Below are 16,638 nucleotides of genomic sequence, written 5' to 3' on the forward strand. Positions count from 1 at the left end.
GCCGCCGCGGCCCGGGGCCTACGGCACCCGGTGCCCGGCGGCGCGGGTCAGCTCGTACCACTCGGCGCGGGTGAGGTACACGTCGGAACCGGCGGCCGCGGCGGCCACGCGGGCGGGGGTCGTCGTGCCGAGCACGACCTGCATGCCCGCGGGGTGGCGCGTGATCCAGGCGATCGCGATCGCGATCGGTTCGACGCCGTACTGTGCCGCGAGGCGGTCGATCACGGCGTTCAGCTCCGGGAACTCGTCGGAGCCGAGGAACACGCCGCGGAACATGCCGTGCTGCAGGGGCGACCACGCCTGGATCGTGATCTCGTTGATGCGGCAGTACTCGAGCAGGCCGCCGCCGTCGAGCACGGCCGATTGCTCGAGCCCCATCATGTTCGCCGCGATGCCCTGCGTCACCAGTGCGCCGTGGGCGATCGACAGCTGCAGTTGATTGGCGACGAACTTCTGCTCGACGGCCGTGCGCAGCAGGTCGATCTGGCCCGGCGTGTGGTTCGAGACGCCGAAGCTGCGCACCTTGCCCGCGCCCTCGAGCTCGTCGAAAGCCTTCGCGACCTCTTCCGGTTCGACCAGGGCGTCCGGGCGGTGCAGCAGGAGCACGTCGATGTAGTCGGTCTGCAGCGCCTTCAGCGAGCCGTCGACCTGCCGGATGATGTGGTCATAGGAGAAATCGAAGACTCCGCCCGCGTCCTTCACGATGCCGCACTTCGTCTGGATCGTGATCTCGTCGCGCTCGGCGGCGCTCAGGGACAGCGCTTCGGCGAATCGCGTCTCGCAATGGTGCACGTGGTCGCCGTAGATATCGGCGTGGTCGAAGAAGTCGATGCCGGCATCGCGCGCCGCGCGGTACAGATCGCGGATCTGGTCGTCGCTGGAGTCGTTGATGCGCATCATGCCGGCGACGACATTGGGCGCGACAGCGTCGGCGGGGCCGAAGGGGACGGTCTTCATCGGAGGGCTCCTCACGGTGGTGATGCGGCTGCGGTGCCGCGCGCCCAGGCTATCGCCGACGTCGGACATCCGGCGTCGGCGTGCGGGCCGGAACCGACAGGGAGCCGCCGGCCCCGGACGCCTCCCGCGTGGTGGGACGAACGCCGCTTGGCACGCGGCTCCGGATCGCGTACAGTGGTGCTCGGAAAGCGTTTACCCAACGACGAGTAAGGACCTGAACGTGACCGAGAACACCCCCGCCGTCCGCGAGATCGGCATCATCATGAACGGCGCCAGCGGGCGCATGGGCTACCGCCAGCACCTCGTGCGCTCGATCCTCGCGATCCGCGACGAGGGCGGCTTCGAGCTCTCCGACGGCACCAAGGTGACGGTCCGCCCGCTGCTGGTCGGCCGCAGCGAGGCCAAGCTCGCCGAGATCGCCGCGCAGCACGGCATCGAGGACTACACGACCGACCTCGACGCGGCGCTCGCCGACCCGAAGTGGGAGATCTACGCAGACTTCCTCGTCACCAAGGCCCGCGCCACGGCCCTGCGCAAGGCGATCGCCGCCGGCAAGACGATCTATACAGAGAAGCCGACCGCCGAGACGCTGGAAGAGGCGATCGAGCTCGCGCAGCTGGCGAAGGATGCGGGCGTCAAGGCCGGCGTCGTGCACGACAAGCTCTACCTGCCCGGCCTGCAGAAGGCCAAGCGCCTCATCGACTCGGGCTTCTTCGGCCGCATCCTCTCGGTGCGCGGCGAGTTCGGCTACTGGGTCTTCGAAGGCGACTGGCAGCCCGCCCAGCGCCCGAGCTGGAACTACCGCGTCGAAGACGGCGGCGGCATCATCGTCGACATGTTCCCGCACTGGAACTACGTGCTCGAGAACCTGTTCGGCAAGGTCAACAGCGTCTACACGCAGGCCTCGATCCACATCCCCGACCGCTGGGACGAGCAGGGCGAGCACTACGCGACGACGGCGGAGGATGCCGCGTACGGCGTGTTCGAGCTCGAGGGCGGCGCCGTCGCGCAGATCAACTCGAGCTGGACGACCCGCGTGAACCGCGACGAGCTCGTCGAGTTCCACATCGACGGCACCCACGGCTCGGCCGTCGTCGGCCTGTTCGGCGCGAAGATCCAGCCGCGGGGCGCCACGCCGAAGCCGGTCTGGAACCCCGACCTCGAAGACACGATCGACTACGACGCGACCTGGCAGAACGTGCCCACCAACGAGGTGTTCCTGAACGGCTTCCGCCAGCAGTGGCAGGAGTTCCTCGAGAGCTACGTCATCGGCACGGACTACGCGTTCGACCTGCTGGCCGGCGCCCGCGGCATGCAGCTGGCTGAGGCGGGCCTGAAGTCGGACAAGACGGGCGCCAAGGTGTCCCTCGACGAGATCGTGCTCGACTGATATGTCCGACGGCTTCATCCTGCTGGGCGAGGACGGCGCGACGTCCCTCGCCCCCGTGAACGACGCCGCTGGCTTCTCGAAGCCCGCGGGCGGCCTGCGCTCGCGCGTCGCCTATGCGGCCGCGCACGTGGCGCCGGTCGCCTGGGCCGACAACACGCCCGGTCAGCCCGCCGCGATCGACTGGGACTCGACGCTCGCCTTCCGCCGCAACGTCTACTCGTGGGGCCTCGGCGTCGCCGACGCCATGGACACCGCCCAGCGCAACATGGGCATCGACGCCACGGCGGTCCGCGAGCTCATCGCCCGCAGCGCCGAGGTCGCCCGCGAAGAGGGCGGCTCGGTCGCGGTCGGCGTGAACACCGACCACATCGAGGACGCGTCGATCTCGCTGCAGCAGATCATCGACGGCTACGTCTACCAACTCGAGCACGCCGAAGAGCACGGGGCGGTTCCCGTGCTGATGGCGAGCCGCCACCTGGCGCGCGCGGCCGAGAGCGCCGACGACTACCGCGCCGTGTACCGCGCGGTGCTCGCGAAGGCCACGGGCGAGGTCGTGCTGCACTGGCTCGGCACCGCGTTCGACCCGCAGCTCGAGGGCTACTTCGGGGCGAGCGATTGGCGCGAGTCGTCGAACACCGTCGTCGACATCATCGCCGAGAACGCCGACAAGGTCGCGGGCATCAAGATGAGCCTCCTCGACGCCGACAGCGAGGTGCACGTGCGCGAGCGCCTGCCGCAGGGCGTGAGGATGTTCACGGGCGACGACTTCAACTACGTCGGCCTCATCGGCGGTGCGGATGTGCCGCAGGCGGCCCAGCCGGAGCGCTCCGCCGACACTGATCGCACGCACTCCGACGCGCTCCTGGGCGCGTTCGCCGCGATCACGCCCGTGGCATCCGGGGCGATCCAGGCGCTCGACGCGGGCGACCCCGACCGGTACTACGAACTGCTCCAGCCGACGGAGGCCCTCAGCCGCCAGGTGTTCGCCGCTCCGACGTTCTACTACAAGACCGGCGTCGCGTTCCTGGCCTGGCTGAACGGGCACCAGCCCGCGTTCCAGATGATCGGCGGTCTGCACTCGGCGCGCAGCCTGCCGCACCTGAGCGAGATCGTGCGCCTCGCCAACGACGCGCACGCGCTCGAGAGGCCCGAGCTCGCGGTGCAGCGATGGAACGACTACCTGCGCCTGAACGGAGTGACCGCATGACCGCCCCGCACCCCCGCCTGTCGATCAATCAGGCGACCATCAAGCACACGACCGCCGCGCAGGCGATCGAGGTCACGCGCGCGGCCGGCATCGGCGCCATCGGCCTCTGGCGCGAGCAGGTGCAGGAGGCGGGCCTCGACGAGACGGCGAAGATGCTCGCCGACAGCGGGCTGCGATACTCCACGCACTGCCGCGGCGGCTGGTTCACGGCGGAGGAGGGCCCCGGCCGGGTCGCGGCGCTCGACGACAACCGCCGCGCGATCGATGAGACCGCTGTGCTCGCGGCCGCGGGCGCCGAGGGCTCCCGGCCCGTGCTCGTGCTCGTCGTCGGCGGCCTGCCCGAGGGGTCCCGCGACCTCCTCGGCGCCCGCGAGCGCGTCCGCGACGCGGTCGGTCAGCTCGCGCCGTACGCCGCCGAGCGCGGCGTGACCCTCGCCCTCGAGCCGCTGCACCCGATGTACGCCTCCGATCGCTCGGTGCTGTCGACGCTCGACCAAGCGCTCGACATCGCCGCCGACTTCGCGCCCGAGACCGTCGGCGTCACGATCGACACGTTCCACCTGTGGTGGGATCCGGATGTCATCGAGGGGATCGAGCGCGCGGGTGCCGAGGGGCGCATCGCCACCTACCAGGTGTGCGACTGGAAGACGCCGCTCGAGGCCGACAACCTGCTCTCGCGCCACTACCCGGGCGACGGCATGATCGACTTCGCCGACATGACCCGCGCCGTCGAGGCGACGGGCTACGACGGCGACATCGAGGTCGAGCTGCTGAACCAGGCGATCTGGGACACGGAGCCCGCCGAGGCCGTGCGGCGCACGATCGCCGGCTTCGACGTCGCAGTCGCGCCCTACCTCAGGGCGTAGCCCGTCGAATCCCCGGCATCCGGAGGGCCTTCGATACGATGAGACGCATGACGACCCCCGCCCCGCGAGCCGCGACCCTTCAGGACGTGGCGCGCGAGGCGGGGGTCTCCCTCGCCACGGCGTCGCGCGTGCTGAACGGCTCGACGCGCAAGGTCGCCGAGGCCTATCGCGAGCGGGTCGAGGCCGCGGCCGACGCGCTCGGCTACGCCGCGAACATGTCGGCTCAGGCGACGGCGAGGGGCACCTCGTCGACGCTCGCCCTGCTGGTCGCCGACATCGCCGACCCGTACTTCGCGCAGATCGCCTCCGGCGTCGCGCACGCCGCCGCCGACGAGGGCCTCGTGCTCACGATCGGCATCACGGAGCGCGAGGCGGCGCAGGAGGCCCAGTTCGTCCGCTCGCTGCGCGGCCAGCGCCCGCGCGGCGTCGTGCTCGCCGCTTCTCGATCGAGCGCCGGCGCGAGCGAGGCGCTCACCGCTGTGCTCAACGAGGTCGAGCAGATGGGCGGCACCGTCGTCTCGCTCGGCGCGCCCAGCGGAACCCCGGGCGGCCGCATGATCGCGGTGCAGAATCGCGAGGGCTCCCGGATGCTCGGGGCGGCCCTGGCGCAGCGCGGCTACTCCTCGGCGATCGCGCTCGGGGCGGCGGAGGGCCTCGTCACGAGCGACCAGCGCCTCGGCGGCTTCGCCGAGGGCTTCACCGGTGACGTGGCCGTGCGGCGCGACGGCTTCGACCGCGAGTCCGGCTACCGCGCGATGTCCGATGCGCTCGCCGCGGGCGTCCCAGGCGGGACCGTCGTGTTCGGCATCACCGATATGGTCGCGCTCGGTGCGATCGCCGCCATCCGGGACGCCGGCCGCTCCGTGGGCGACGACATCGCCGTCGCCGGCTTCGGCGACGTGTTCCCCGACATCGAGGTCGCCCTGTCGATGACGACGGTGCGCGCGCCCCTGCGCGACCTCGGCGAGCAGGCCGTCGCGGCCGTCGTCGCCGACGACTGGTCGGACGCCGACCCCCTCGGTGTCGAGGTGCTGCTGCGCGGCTCGACCCCCGGCCGCTGACCCGCGGCGGGTGCGGCCCATGGGCGCTGAGACGCGGCAGAATCCGCGAGCCGCGGCAGAATCGGGCGAATTGTGCCGCGGCCCAGGGATTATGCCGCGGCTCAGGAACTGCGGCGATCGCGCTGCGAGCTCCTGAGGGTCTCGGCTTCGAGCCCTGAGTCGAGGGCGGCGGGTGCGTTTCGGCACCGTACGCCGAGCCGGGCGCGGCACCGTGAGCGCTGAGACGCGGCAGAATCCGCGAGCCGCGGCAGAATCGAGCGGACTGTGCCGCGGCTCAGGGATTGTGCCGCGCCTCAGACCCCCGCGACGACCGCGTTGTCGAGCTGGAGGGGGTCGACGCCCGCGCGGTCGGCCTTCGCCGTGAGCAGCACGTAGGCGACGCCGTGCTCCGGGTGGAGCCAGAACTCCGTGCCCGACCATCCGGCGTGGCCGCATCCGTCCGTCGAGATGAGCCCCGGCGTGCGGTTGTTGAGGTTCAGAGTGAAGCCCCAGTCCTGGCCGCGCTCGGCCGGGTAGGGATCGAGGCGCGCCATTCCCTGCGTCACCGGGCGCCGCATGAAGGCGAGCCCCGCGGGGGTGAGGACGCCCGCCGTGCCGTCGCGGTGAGTGCGCAGCAGGTCGGTGGCGAGCCGCAGCAGGTCGTCGGCGCGGGCGAACAGGCCGGCGCCCGGGTCGCGGTTCGCGACGAGCTGCGACCAGTTCATCCCGGCCTCCGCGATGCCGTCGACCGGCACGTAGCCATCCGGATCGAGCGTGATGCCGGTCGCGCCGATCGTCTCGGCCCAGTCACGCACCGCCGCATCCCAACTGCGCCCGGTCGCGTGGGCGATGAGCTCCGCGATGCCGGTGTAGCCGAGCGTCGAGTACCGCGATGCGGTGCCTGCGGGGAAGTCTCGGCCGCGCGTGCGCAGTTCCGTCGCGAGGGGTACCGCGGTGTCGAGAGCGGGCTCCGAGATACCGGATGAGTGGCTCGCGAGGTGCCAGAGCCGCACGACGTCGTCGCGGTCGCGGCCGAACTCGGGCACGGCGGCAGTCAGCGGCGTCTCCGGCGTGAGCAGCCCGCGCTCGATCGCGCGGGCCGCCGCGATGCCCGTGAGCACCTTGGTGATCGAGAACAGGGGATAGGTCGCGTCGGCCGCCACGGGGCCGAACGCGTCGAGGGCGACGGTGCCGTCAGCGGTCGCGACGCCCAGCACCGCGTTCGGCAGGCGGCCGGAACCGACATGTCGGCGCGCCCAGTCGAAGGCGGCGTATGTGCTCATGAGGTCCTCTCGGGTGCTCTGGGCGCGTGATGCACCTCGACAAGTCTCCCGGTCATCCGAGCGGATCACGGGCGGGTGGGGGAGTGTTGCCCGCACGGGCCCGCATCGCCGGGCCCATCGAGGCTCGGAAGCGGCACGCCGGGCCGGAATGCGTCAGCGCTGGCGATCAGCGGAACCGGATGCCGAGCCCCAGCGCCGGGCCGCCCGTCGCCCGCCCGTCCGCGATGCGCAGCCCCGTCGGCTCCGCGAGCGCTCCGAGCTCGCCGAAGCCGGCAGACTCGACGTCCTCGACCCACGTCTCCTCGGGGAGCGCGTACGACAGCTGGCTCGACAGCTCCGGCAGCAGGTGCGGCGCGAGCTGTGCCCCGCGGTCGCGGGCGAGCTCCGCGATCTCCAAGAAGGGCGTGATGCCGCCGACCCTGATCACGTTGGGCTGGATCACATCGACGGCGCCCGCGTCGATCGCGTCGCGGAACTGGTACCAGGTGTGCCGATTCTCGCCGAACGCGATCGGCACATCGATGCGGCGGCGCAGCTCGGCGTGACCCGCGATGTCATCGGCGCGCAGGGGCTCCTCGATCCAGGCGGGCGAGAACTCCGCGAGCCTGCCCATCGCGTCGGTCGCCTTCTCGAGCGACCAGCGCTGGTTCGCATCGATCATGAGGGTGCGATCAGGGCCGAGCACGTCGCGCACGGCGGCCACGCGCTCGACGTCGCGGGCGATGTCGGGGCTGCCGACCTTGAACTTCACCGCCGTGAAACCATCGGCGACCCAGCGCTCGACCTGGCCGACGAGATCGTCGAGCGAGTAGTGCAGGTTCACGCCGCTGCCGTACGCCGGGAGCGACGCGTGCCTGCGGCCCAGCAGGTCGGTGACGCTCCGGTCCGCGCGGCGCGCGCGCAGATCCCACAGCGCGAGGTCGAGCCCCGCGAGCGCGATCGTCGTGACCCCGCCGCCCCCGGCCTCGTGCAGGTGCTCCCACAGGGCGCGCCAGACGTCGGGCTCGGCGTCACGGCCGATCGCGGCGCTGGCGATGTCGTGGTCGAGCAGCGCCTGCACGGCGCGGGCGCCGATCGACGGCGTCCACGAGAAGCCGTGCCCCACGGCGCCGGATGAGTCGGTCACGTCGACCGCGACGACGCTGATCTCCGTGACGTCGGGGCCCCACGGGCGAGTCAGCGGGACCGTGATCAGACGCGTGTCGACGGCGGCGATCGTCGCAGTCATCCGGTCGCCCCCGCCGTGTCGGGGGTGCGCACGAGCTCGTCCCGCCAGAGGTGCCTGGCGCGCCACCCCAGCAGCTCCTCGGCGCGCGCGCTCGAGAACATCGACTGCGAACCGGTCAGCTGGTCGGCGGCACCCGCCGCCGCCGGCAGGAAGCTCCGGATGGCGGTGGCCGTGTCGGATTCGCAGAGGGCATCGGGCGCCCCGACGAAGAACGTCGATCCGTTCGGCACATCGGCCGCGCGCTCGACCCATGCGGCCACGAACGCCCCCGCGTCGCGCGCGTCGACGTAGTTGAACAGCGCAACGGCGCTGAGCGCCGGGTCGGAGATGCGCTCGGCGACCGTGTGCCCCTGCTGAGTGGGCGCGCCTGCCCACTCCTCCGGAGCGATCACGTAGCAGGGGCGGAAGACGCCGAAGCTCATCCGGCCGCCGTGCTGGCGCACCGCCATCTGCACGATCTGCTCCATCGCGACCTTCGACGCGCCATATCCGTTCCACGGCGCGACGGGGTGATCCTCGTCGAGCGGCAGGTAATCGGGCTTCCAGCCGCTGGGGGAGTGATAGCCCATGACGGTGGGGCTGGAGGCGAGGAGCATCTTCTCCGCGCCCGCGTCGAGGGACGCCTGCAGCACCGACCAGACGAGCTGCGTGTTGATGCGGTACGTGTCGGGGTCGGGCAGGGCACCCGGTACGGCGATCGCCGCCAGGTGCACGACGGCGGCGGGGCGGATGTCGGAGAAGACCGCCGAAGTCGCGCCGGCGTCGAGGAGGTCGACGGCGACCTGCCGAGCCGGGAGCCCGTCGAGGGCCTCGCGGTCGAGCGACGTCACCTCGTGCCCCTCGGCCGCGAGTGCCGCGACGACGCTGCGGCCGAGCCGGCCGGCGCCCCCCGTGACGATGATTCGGCTCATCGCGATTCACCGCCGAGCGCGCGGGATGCCGGGCCGAGGTCGAGGTCGGCGATCCTCACCGCTTCGCCCGTGGCGAGCGACCGGTTGCCCGCGATGCCGACGACGACGCTGCGCACGCCGTCCGTCCAGTCGGCGGTGAGGCCGAGCGGGTCGTCGCCCGCGCCGTGGAACACGTCGCCCAGGAGCTCCTGGTCGCCACCGCCGTGGCCGCCGTCGGCGACGGGGATCGGGATCTCGCGCGCGGGGGAGAAATGCGTCTGCACGACGAGGCTCTCGCTCGCGGGCCTGGCTCGGTCGTCGACGACGAGGTCGGGCCTGGCGCTCGGGTCGACGACGGTGCGGCCCTCGTCATCGGTGACGACGCTGCCCCGCTCGACGACCGTGAGCTCCGCACGGCCCTTCGTGCCGTTCACCGCGACCGTGTACCCCTCCCACGGCGAGTGCGCGTTGAGCGAGTAGCTCATGGTCGGGCCGCCCGAGTAATCGACGATGAGGGCCAGGTTGTCCTCGATCGTGATGCCCTCGTCGAACACGTCGCGGTCGCGGAGGTAGCCGTCGTTCGCCTCCTGCTCGAAGTACAGCCCCTTGAGCTTGTCGTCGGCACGCATGTCGAGGCTGAACGCGTCGGTGCGGGGGTCGTCCGTCGAACCGCGTTCGGCGCGCTCACCGAGGCCGCGGGCACGCGCGTTCTCGGCTCCGTAGAAGCGCAGCCCGCCCGAGGCGAACACGCGGCTCGGGGTGTCGTGGATCCACCAGTTCACGAGGTCGAAGTGGTGGCTCGACTTGTGAATGAGGAGCCCGCCGGAGTTGGCTTTGTCTCGGTGCCAGCGGCGGAAGTAATCGGCGCCGTGCGCCGTGTCGAGCACCCACTCGAAGTGCACGCTCGTCACATCGCCGATCTCCCCGGACGCGATGACCCGCTTCAGCGCGGAGTTCCGCGGCGAGTAGCGGTAGTTGAACGTGATGGTCACGCTGCGGCCCGTCCGTTCTGCCGCCTCGGCGATTGCTCGGACGCCGCCCTCGTCGATCGTGAGCGGCTTCTCGACGATCGCGTCGGCCCCGGCGTCGAGGGCGGCGACGACGTACCGCGCGTGCAGGTGGTCGGGGGTCGTCACGATGACGGCGTCGATCGAGTCCTCGGCTACGACGGCCGCGAGGTCGTCCGGATCGAAGCGGCGCGGGGAGCCGAGGCCAGGAGTCTGCCGCTCGTGCCAGTCGAGGCGGCCCGGGTTCGTGTCGGCCCACGCGACGAGCCGGCCCGCGTCCGCGTGCGTCGTCGCGAGCGCCTCGAGGTACATCTGGGCGCGGGATCCGGTGCCGATGAGGGCGAAGCGGCGGGTCATGTGAACGTGATCCTCTCGGAAGAAATCGGTTGCTCGTCGGGTGTGTCTGCGTGCGGGGTCGCGCCGCCGGTCATGCGCGCGTGAGGGGGAGCGGCCGGGGGAGGCCGCGGACGTCTGCGGTCGGCCACACGGGGTCGCGCGTGAGCACCTCGACGCCGGCCGAGCTCGTGATGATCGTGTCCTCGAGCTTGGCACCGGGGACCCAGGGGTTGAACGCGAAGGCCTGGCGCTCGGCGACGGTGCCGACGGAGTCCGGGGCGAGCTTCGGGTCGCGCCCGGCGTAGCCCGTCGGCCCGCCCTGGTGGTGGCGCGCCCACGCGTCGCGGCCGAAGCCGTTCGCGGCGTACGCGGCCCGGATGTCGCGGAAGACGTCATCGTACCCCCGGCCGGGGCGGGCGGCGGCGAACACGTCGGCCTCGACCTCGCGGAGGCGGGCCTCGGCGTCGGTGTTCGCCTGGTCGTCGGAGAACGCAACCCAACGCGACATGCTCGCGTGCAGCCCGCGCCTGACGGTCGTGACGACGGCCAGGGCGCGGTCGCCGAGCGGGGCATCGGTCGGGATCGGGTGCTGCACGCGGGATCGCGATGCGCCCGCGACGAGCACGACCGACGGCTCCGCGCCGATGTCGTAGGACGCGGCGGCGAGCCGGGAGGCGAGGGTGCGCTCCGACCAGTCGGGCCGCGCCTCGCCGAGGACCCGCGTGACGGCGGCTGCGGTGTCGGCGCCGAGCGACCGGTAGCGGTCGAGCTCGGCCGGGAGCAGGGAGGCGCGCGCCGCGCGCAGCTCGCCGGCGATCTCCTCCTCCGCGACCGCCCCATCCGGGATGTCGCCGAGGCTCGCGTGCCAGGGCACGACGCGCCAGTCGACGTCACCGCCGATCTCCTCGGCCGCGAGGCGGTCGACCTCATTGGCGAGCGTCGTGATCGCGACGCGGCCGTCGCGGTCGACGAGTGCTGAGAGCACGGGGGCGCCGCCGAGCGGAACGCCCGTGCGGGCACCTTCGAACAGCCACGCGAGCGAGGCGGGCGTCGCGAGCACGACCGCGCCCGCGCCGCGCTGTTCGAGCACCGACGCGACGCGGCGGAGCTTCGCCGGGCGATCGCCCGCATCGACCTCGATGGAAACTGCCATAGGTAGACAGTAACCGGTTTCCCGCTTATTGTGAACTCGCCGGACGAACACGGGAGGCGGTCACGATGGCGACCAGAAGAGCGGGGCAGACCACGACGCGCGGCACGACGATCTCCGATATCGCCGCGGCCGCAGGCGTGTCGAAGGCGACCGTCTCGCGGGTGATGAACGGCGTGTCGACCGTGAACGCCGACATCGCGCAGCGCGTGCGGGACGTGATCGACGAGCTCGGGTACTCGCCGAGCCAGACGGCGCGATCGCTCTCACTGGGCGAGAGCCGCACGGTGGGCGTGCTCGTGCCTGATCTCGAGAACCCGATGTTCCACCAGGTGCTGAACGGCTTCAACCGTGCCGCTGCGGCGGACGGCTACCACGTCGTCGTCTCCGACGCGTTCGAAGACGCGGAGCGCGAGCCGGGGCTGGCGCTCGACCTGCGCGACCGCACCGACGCGATCGCGCTGTTCGCGCCGCGCATGACGCGCGAGAACCTGCTCGACCTCTTGCCGAGGGTGCAGCCCGTCGCCGTCTTCAACCGCACGACGGGGAGGAACGCCCCCTCGGTCCTGGTCGACTACCGGCAGGGCATCGTGCTGTTGGCCGAGCACCTGATCGGGCTCGGGCACCGGAGCATCGCCTTCCTCGAGGGCCCCGCGTTCAGTCGTTCGAACTGGGAGCGCGAGAAGGGGCTCGACGAGGTCCGCGAGAGGCATCCCGACGTCGACATCCTCGCGGTTCCGTGCGGGCACTCGTTCGCCGACGGACACGCTGCGTGGCCTGCGCTGTCGGAGACGGGGGCGAGTGCCGCGATCGCGTTCAACGACGTCGTCGCGCTCGGCCTGCTCGGCCGCCTGGCGCAGGAGGGCGTGTCGGTGCCCGGCGACCTCTCGGTCGTCGGCTTCGACGACATCCCGTTCTCGCAGTACTCGTCGCCCTCGCTGACGACCATGACGTCGGGGCTCGGCGACGTGGGCGAACGGCTGTGGCGCGAGCTGCGCGCCGAGATGGTCGGCGGCGTCGGCGAGCGCGAGCCCGTGATGTTCGCCCCGTCTCTGGCGGAGCGCGGCAGCGCGGGGGAGCGCGCATGATCATCGAGCTGCTGCGCGACGGGGCCGCCGCCGTGCGGTACGACACCGGCGACGGCATCGCGCCCGAGCTGTCGCCCCGCCCGTTCCTCACCGCGACGACCCCATCGGGAGTGCCTGCCACGGACACGGCGCCGGCCGACCACGCGCACCACTTCGGGCTCAGCCTGGCGATCCCGGATGTCGATGGCACGAGCTTCTGGGGTGGCCGCACGTTCGTCCGCGGTGCAGGGCCGACGATGCTCGACAACCATGGCCGGCAGCGGGTGCTCTCGCGTGAGGTCGCGGGGCCGGGAGCCCTCAGCGAGCGCCTCGTGTGGGTCGGCGCCGGGGGCGAGGAGCTGCTCGACGAGGAGCGGGAGGTGATGGCGCGCCGGGCGGACGACGGCTGGGAGGTGCACTGGCGATCGCGCCTGACGCCGCGCGGCCGGGGCGCAAGCTTCGGGAGCCCGCAGACGAACGGCCGGGACGGAGCGTTCTACGGTGGGCTCTTCTGGCGCACGGCGTTCGACAGAGCGCGCGTCTCGTGCTCCGACGGTGAGGGCGAGGCCGCCGCGCACGGGTCGACGTCGCCGTGGCTCCTCGTCGTCGCCGACGATGCGGCGGTGCTCGCGGCGACCGCGACGGGCATGCCGTGGTTCGTGCGCACCGGCGAATACGTCGGCTTCGGCCCCGCCGTCGCCGTGGACGAGAGGCGGCGCCTCGCGGCGGGGGAGGCCCTCGAGGTCGACCTCTGCGCTGCGCTGCTCGACGGTCCGCCGCGCGACCCCGCGGCGCTCGCCGCAGAGCTGCTCGTGCGCACTTCGTAACAACTCGCGGCGACCCCTTGGTAACCGGTTCCCGGTGTGCTACGTTCGCATCAGCAACCGGTTTCTGGCGCAGGTCGGCAGAACATCTCACGACAGGATCGACGCAGATCCGCAACGGCGAAGAAGCCACGAGAGGACGCATTCATGGCGGTGATCCAAGAGTTCGCCAAGACGCGAAAGGCGCCACCGGAACGGCGCAAGGGCGACGGCAGGGCGGCACTCATCTTCCTGGCCCCCTGGTTCATCGGGCTGGCCCTGATCACGGCGTTCCCGCTCGGGGCCTCCCTGTACCTGTCGTTCACCGACTACAGCCTTCTCGAGGCGCCGAACTGGCTCGGGCTCGACAACTACCAGCGCATGCTGGAGGACCCGCGGCTGGGGAAGGCCCTCGGCGTCACCTTCGTGTACGTGTTCGTCTCGGTGCCGCTGCAGCTCGCCGCGGCGCTCGGGCTCGCGATCATCCTCGACAAGGGGCTGAAGGGGCTGGCGATCTACCGCTCGGTCTTCTATCTCCCGTCGCTGCTCGGCGCGTCCGTCGCGATCGCGATCCTGTGGCGCCAGGTGTTCGGGGCCGACGGCCTCATCAACCAACTGCTCGGGCTCTTCGGGATCCAGGGCGAGGGGTGGGTCTCGCACCCCGACTACGCGCTCGGCACCCTGATCGTCCTGAACGTGTGGACGTTCGGCGCCCCGATGGTCATCTTCCTCGCGGGGCTGCGCCAGATCCCGCAGATGTACTACGAAGCCGCCGCGATCGACGGCGCGGGCCGCTTCCGGCAGTTCTGGTCGATCACGGTGCCGCTGCTGACGCCCATCATCTTCTTCAACCTCGTGCTCCAGCTGATCGGTGCGTTCCAGACCTTCACGCAGGCCTTCATCGTGTCGAACGGCACGGGCGGGCCGGTCGATTCGACGCTCTTCTACACGCTCTACCTCTACCAGCGCGGCTTCGGCGCATACGACATGGGATACGCATCGGCGCTCGCCTGGCTGCTGCTGCTCATCATCGCCGGCATGACCGCGGCCAACTTCCTGATCTCGAAGTACTGGGTGTTCTACGATGACTGACTCGCTGACCCGCAGGGCCGACACCCGGCCCGCACCGACCGTCACCGAGGCGATCTCGCTCACCCCGCGCGAGTCGCGCCGGATGCGGCGGAGGGCGCTCGGGCCGACCTGGAAGCGCGTGCTGAAGCACGTCCTCCTGATCGTCTTCGGCTTCATCATGCTGTACCCGCTGCTGTGGATGCTGTCGAGCTCGTTCAAGCCGACCGAGCTGATCTTCCGCGAGCCGGGCCTCATCCCGAGCGACATCGACCTCAGCAACTACAGCGAGGGCTGGAACGCCCTGCTGCATCCGTTCGGCCACTACCTGTGGAACTCCGCGATCGTCGTCGCGGGCTCGGTGCTCGGCAACCTCGTGTCGTGCTCGATGGCGGCGTACGCCTTCGCCCGACTGAAGTTCCGCGGCCGCGGGCTCTGGTTCGCGATCATGCTGATGTCGATCATGCTGCCGATCCACGTGATCATCGTTCCGCAGTACGTGCTGTTCGCGGGCCTCGACTGGATCAACACCTTCCTGCCGCTGATCGTGCCGAAGCTGCTCGCGACCGACGCGTTCTTCGTCTTCCTGATGGTGCAGTTCTTCCGCGGCATCCCGAAGGAGCTCGACGAGGCCGCGCGGATCGACGGCTGCGGGCACGGCCGCATCTTCCTGCAGATCATGCTGCCGCTCTCGCTGCCCGCCCTCGCGACCACCGCGATCTTCACGTTCATCTGGACGTGGAACGACTTCTTCAGCCAGCTGATCTTCCTCACCGACCCCGAGATGTACACCGTCCCGATCGCGCTGCGCACGTTCGTCGACGCGACGACCTCCAGTTCGTGGGGCGCGCTGTTCGCGATGTCGATCGTCTCGCTGATCCCGGTGTTCTTCGTCTTCCTGTTCGGCCAGAAATACCTCGTGAAGGGAATCGCGACGACCGGTATCAAGTGAGCGCCCCGGCGCAGAACAGAACAACGGCGTTCTCAACGCACACACCAAGGAGTGAACACATGCGATACAACAAGCACGTCCGCAACTCGGCCATCGCGCTGACCGCCGTCGGCGCGCTGGCACTCACCGGATGCGGCGGCTCCGGCGACGAAGGGGGCGGGGGAGGCGGTGACGTCGAGATCCGCTTCTCGTGGTGGGGGTCCGACGACCGCCACCAGTCGACGCAGGAGCTCATCGACCTCTTCGAATCGAAGAACGAGGGCATCACGGTCACGCCCGACTACACCGACTGGGGCGGGTACTGGGACAAGCTCGCGACCTCGGTCGCCGGCGGCAACGCCCCCGACGTCATGACGCAGGAGGAGCGTTTCATCGCCGACTACGCCACGCGGGGCGTCGTCACCGACATGTCGCAGCTCGACATCGCGACCGACGAGATCCCCGAGGCCGTGCTGGCCACGGGCCAGATCGACGGCGCGCAGTACGGCATCCCCACCGGCGTCAACGCGTACACGATCGTCGCCGACCCCGATCTGTTCGCAGAGGCGGGCGTCGAGATGCCCGACGACACCACGTGGACGTGGGAGGACTTCGTCGACATCGCCGGCCAGCTCTCGGAGGGCCTCGGCGACGGTGCCTGGGGCATGCAGGACATCGGCTTCAACGAGGCGGGCCTGAACATCATGGCGCGCCAGCACGGCGAGAACCTCTACAACGAGGACGGCACCGTCGGCGCCTCGGTGGAGACCGTCACGGAGTTCTTCGAGATCGGCCAGCAACTGATCGAGAACGGCGGGCAGCCGGACGCCTCGCGCACCGTCGAGATCCAGAACGCGGGCCCGGAGGGTTCGCTGCTCGGCACGAACACCGGCGCCATGGGCATCTGGTGGTCCAATCAGCTCGGTGCCCTGAGCGCCTCGTCCGGCCACGACCTCGAGCTGCTCCGGATGCCGGGCGAGACCGAGTTCGACGCTCCCGGAATGTACTTCAAGCCCGCCATGTACTACTCCATCGCGGAGGACACGGAGCATCCGGAGGAAGCGGCCAAGTTCGTCGACTTCCTGCTCAACGACCCGGAGGCGGCGGAGATCATGCTCACCGACCGCGGTCTGCCGGCGAACCTCGACGTGCGCGATGCGATCCAGGACCAGCTGGAGCCCGCCGACCAGCGGATGAGCGAGTTCATGTCCGACATCGAGGACGAGATCGGCGACGCGACCCCCGTCCCGCCGGACGGCTCCGGCGAGGTGCAGGACATCACGATCCGGCTCAACACCGAGGTGCTCTTCGGCGACAAGACGCCGGAGGAGGCGGCTCAGGCGTTCATCGACGAGGTCAACGCCGCGACACAGGGCTGATGCCCACGCGCCCCGCTCCCTCTCCAGGGGGCGGGG

Annotated in this window: 15 protein-coding genes; 9 read left to right on the forward strand and 6 right to left on the reverse strand. The window is 70.9% G+C overall.

Features of this window, described 5'->3' with window-relative positions; translation table 11 throughout:
* Positions 1–18 precede the first annotated feature (18 nt).
* The gene (locus C0010_RS07575; RefSeq protein WP_105566466.1) at positions 19–957 is read right to left on the reverse strand and encodes an aldo/keto reductase; all 939 of its coding nucleotides are present in this window, start codon (positions 955–957) and stop codon (positions 19–21) included.
* Between the two features lie 262 nt (positions 958–1,219).
* Between C0010_RS07575 and C0010_RS07580 the strand changes: the two genes are divergently transcribed.
* From C0010_RS07580 to C0010_RS07595, 4 genes are read left to right on the forward strand one after another with little or no spacing between them, the layout of a single operon-like run.
* Entirely contained in the window at positions 1,220–2,347 is a 1,128-nt protein-coding gene (locus C0010_RS07580) for a Gfo/Idh/MocA family protein (protein WP_105566615.1), read from the forward strand.
* A gap of 1 nt (position 2,348) precedes the next feature.
* A complete protein-coding gene (locus tag C0010_RS07585; protein WP_105566467.1) occupies positions 2,349–3,554 on the forward strand; it encodes a DUF993 family protein in 1,206 nt (401 codons plus the stop codon).
* Positions 3,551–4,420, forward strand: a complete 870-nt coding sequence (locus C0010_RS07590; protein WP_105566468.1) for a sugar phosphate isomerase/epimerase family protein — start codon at positions 3,551–3,553, stop codon at positions 4,418–4,420. Before C0010_RS07585 ends, C0010_RS07590 begins: the two co-directional genes overlap by 4 nt.
* Positions 4,421–4,467: 47 nt before the next feature.
* Complete coding sequence (locus C0010_RS07595; RefSeq protein WP_232531819.1) at positions 4,468–5,481, forward strand: LacI family DNA-binding transcriptional regulator; 1,014 nt, start codon at positions 4,468–4,470, stop codon at positions 5,479–5,481.
* A gap of 293 nt (positions 5,482–5,774) precedes the next feature.
* Here the strand turns inward: C0010_RS07595 and C0010_RS07600 are convergent, their stop codons facing one another.
* The 5 genes from C0010_RS07600 to C0010_RS07620 form a co-directional block, all read right to left on the reverse strand.
* Positions 5,775–6,743 carry a serine hydrolase domain-containing protein gene (locus tag C0010_RS07600; protein ID WP_105566470.1) on the reverse strand — a complete coding sequence of 323 codons (969 nt, stop codon included), beginning with the start codon at positions 6,741–6,743 and terminating at the stop codon, positions 5,775–5,777.
* A 166-nt stretch (positions 6,744–6,909) separates the two neighbouring features.
* The gene (locus C0010_RS07605; protein WP_105566471.1) at positions 6,910–7,971 is read right to left on the reverse strand and encodes a mandelate racemase/muconate lactonizing enzyme family protein; all 1,062 of its coding nucleotides are present in this window, start codon (positions 7,969–7,971) and stop codon (positions 6,910–6,912) included.
* Positions 7,968–8,882, reverse strand: coding sequence for an NAD-dependent epimerase/dehydratase family protein (locus C0010_RS07610; RefSeq protein WP_105566472.1), 915 nt, complete (start codon positions 8,880–8,882; stop codon positions 7,968–7,970). Before C0010_RS07610 ends, C0010_RS07605 begins: the two co-directional genes overlap by 4 nt.
* The gene (locus tag C0010_RS07615; RefSeq protein ID WP_105566473.1) at positions 8,879–10,225 is read right to left on the reverse strand and encodes a Gfo/Idh/MocA family protein; all 1,347 of its coding nucleotides are present in this window, start codon (positions 10,223–10,225) and stop codon (positions 8,879–8,881) included. The genes C0010_RS07610 and C0010_RS07615 overlap by 4 nt, the downstream gene beginning before the upstream one ends.
* Before the next feature lie 70 nt (positions 10,226–10,295).
* The gene (locus C0010_RS07620; RefSeq protein ID WP_105566474.1) at positions 10,296–11,357 is read right to left on the reverse strand and encodes a M24 family metallopeptidase; all 1,062 of its coding nucleotides are present in this window, start codon (positions 11,355–11,357) and stop codon (positions 10,296–10,298) included.
* Between the two features lie 65 nt (positions 11,358–11,422).
* On the opposite strand from C0010_RS07620, the gene C0010_RS07625 reads away from it, so the two are divergent.
* The 5 genes from C0010_RS07625 (at position 11,423) to C0010_RS07645 (ending at position 16,602) form a co-directional block, all read left to right on the forward strand.
* Positions 11,423–12,442, forward strand: coding sequence for a LacI family DNA-binding transcriptional regulator (locus tag C0010_RS07625; protein ID WP_105566475.1), 1,020 nt, complete (start codon positions 11,423–11,425; stop codon positions 12,440–12,442).
* Positions 12,439–13,248 carry a DUF6807 family protein gene (locus C0010_RS07630; protein ID WP_105566476.1) on the forward strand — a complete coding sequence of 270 codons (810 nt, stop codon included), beginning with the start codon at positions 12,439–12,441 and terminating at the stop codon, positions 13,246–13,248. The genes C0010_RS07625 and C0010_RS07630 overlap by 4 nt, the downstream gene beginning before the upstream one ends.
* Positions 13,249–13,392: 144 nt before the next feature.
* The gene (locus tag C0010_RS07635) at positions 13,393–14,316 is read left to right on the forward strand and encodes a carbohydrate ABC transporter permease (protein WP_105566477.1); all 924 of its coding nucleotides are present in this window, start codon (positions 13,393–13,395) and stop codon (positions 14,314–14,316) included.
* Positions 14,309–15,244, forward strand: a complete 936-nt coding sequence (locus tag C0010_RS07640; RefSeq protein WP_198410801.1) for a carbohydrate ABC transporter permease — start codon at positions 14,309–14,311, stop codon at positions 15,242–15,244. Before C0010_RS07635 ends, C0010_RS07640 begins: the two co-directional genes overlap by 8 nt.
* Positions 15,245–15,303: 59 nt before the next feature.
* Positions 15,304–16,602: an ABC transporter substrate-binding protein gene (locus C0010_RS07645; RefSeq protein ID WP_105566478.1), complete on the forward strand. Its 1,299-nt coding sequence runs from the start codon at positions 15,304–15,306 to the stop codon at positions 16,600–16,602.
* The last annotated feature ends 36 nt before the right edge of the window (positions 16,603–16,638 follow it).

It is taken from the genome of Microbacterium halophytorum (assembly GCF_002970975.1).
Taxonomy (GTDB): Bacteria; Actinomycetota; Actinomycetes; order Actinomycetales; family Microbacteriaceae; genus Microbacterium; species Microbacterium halophytorum.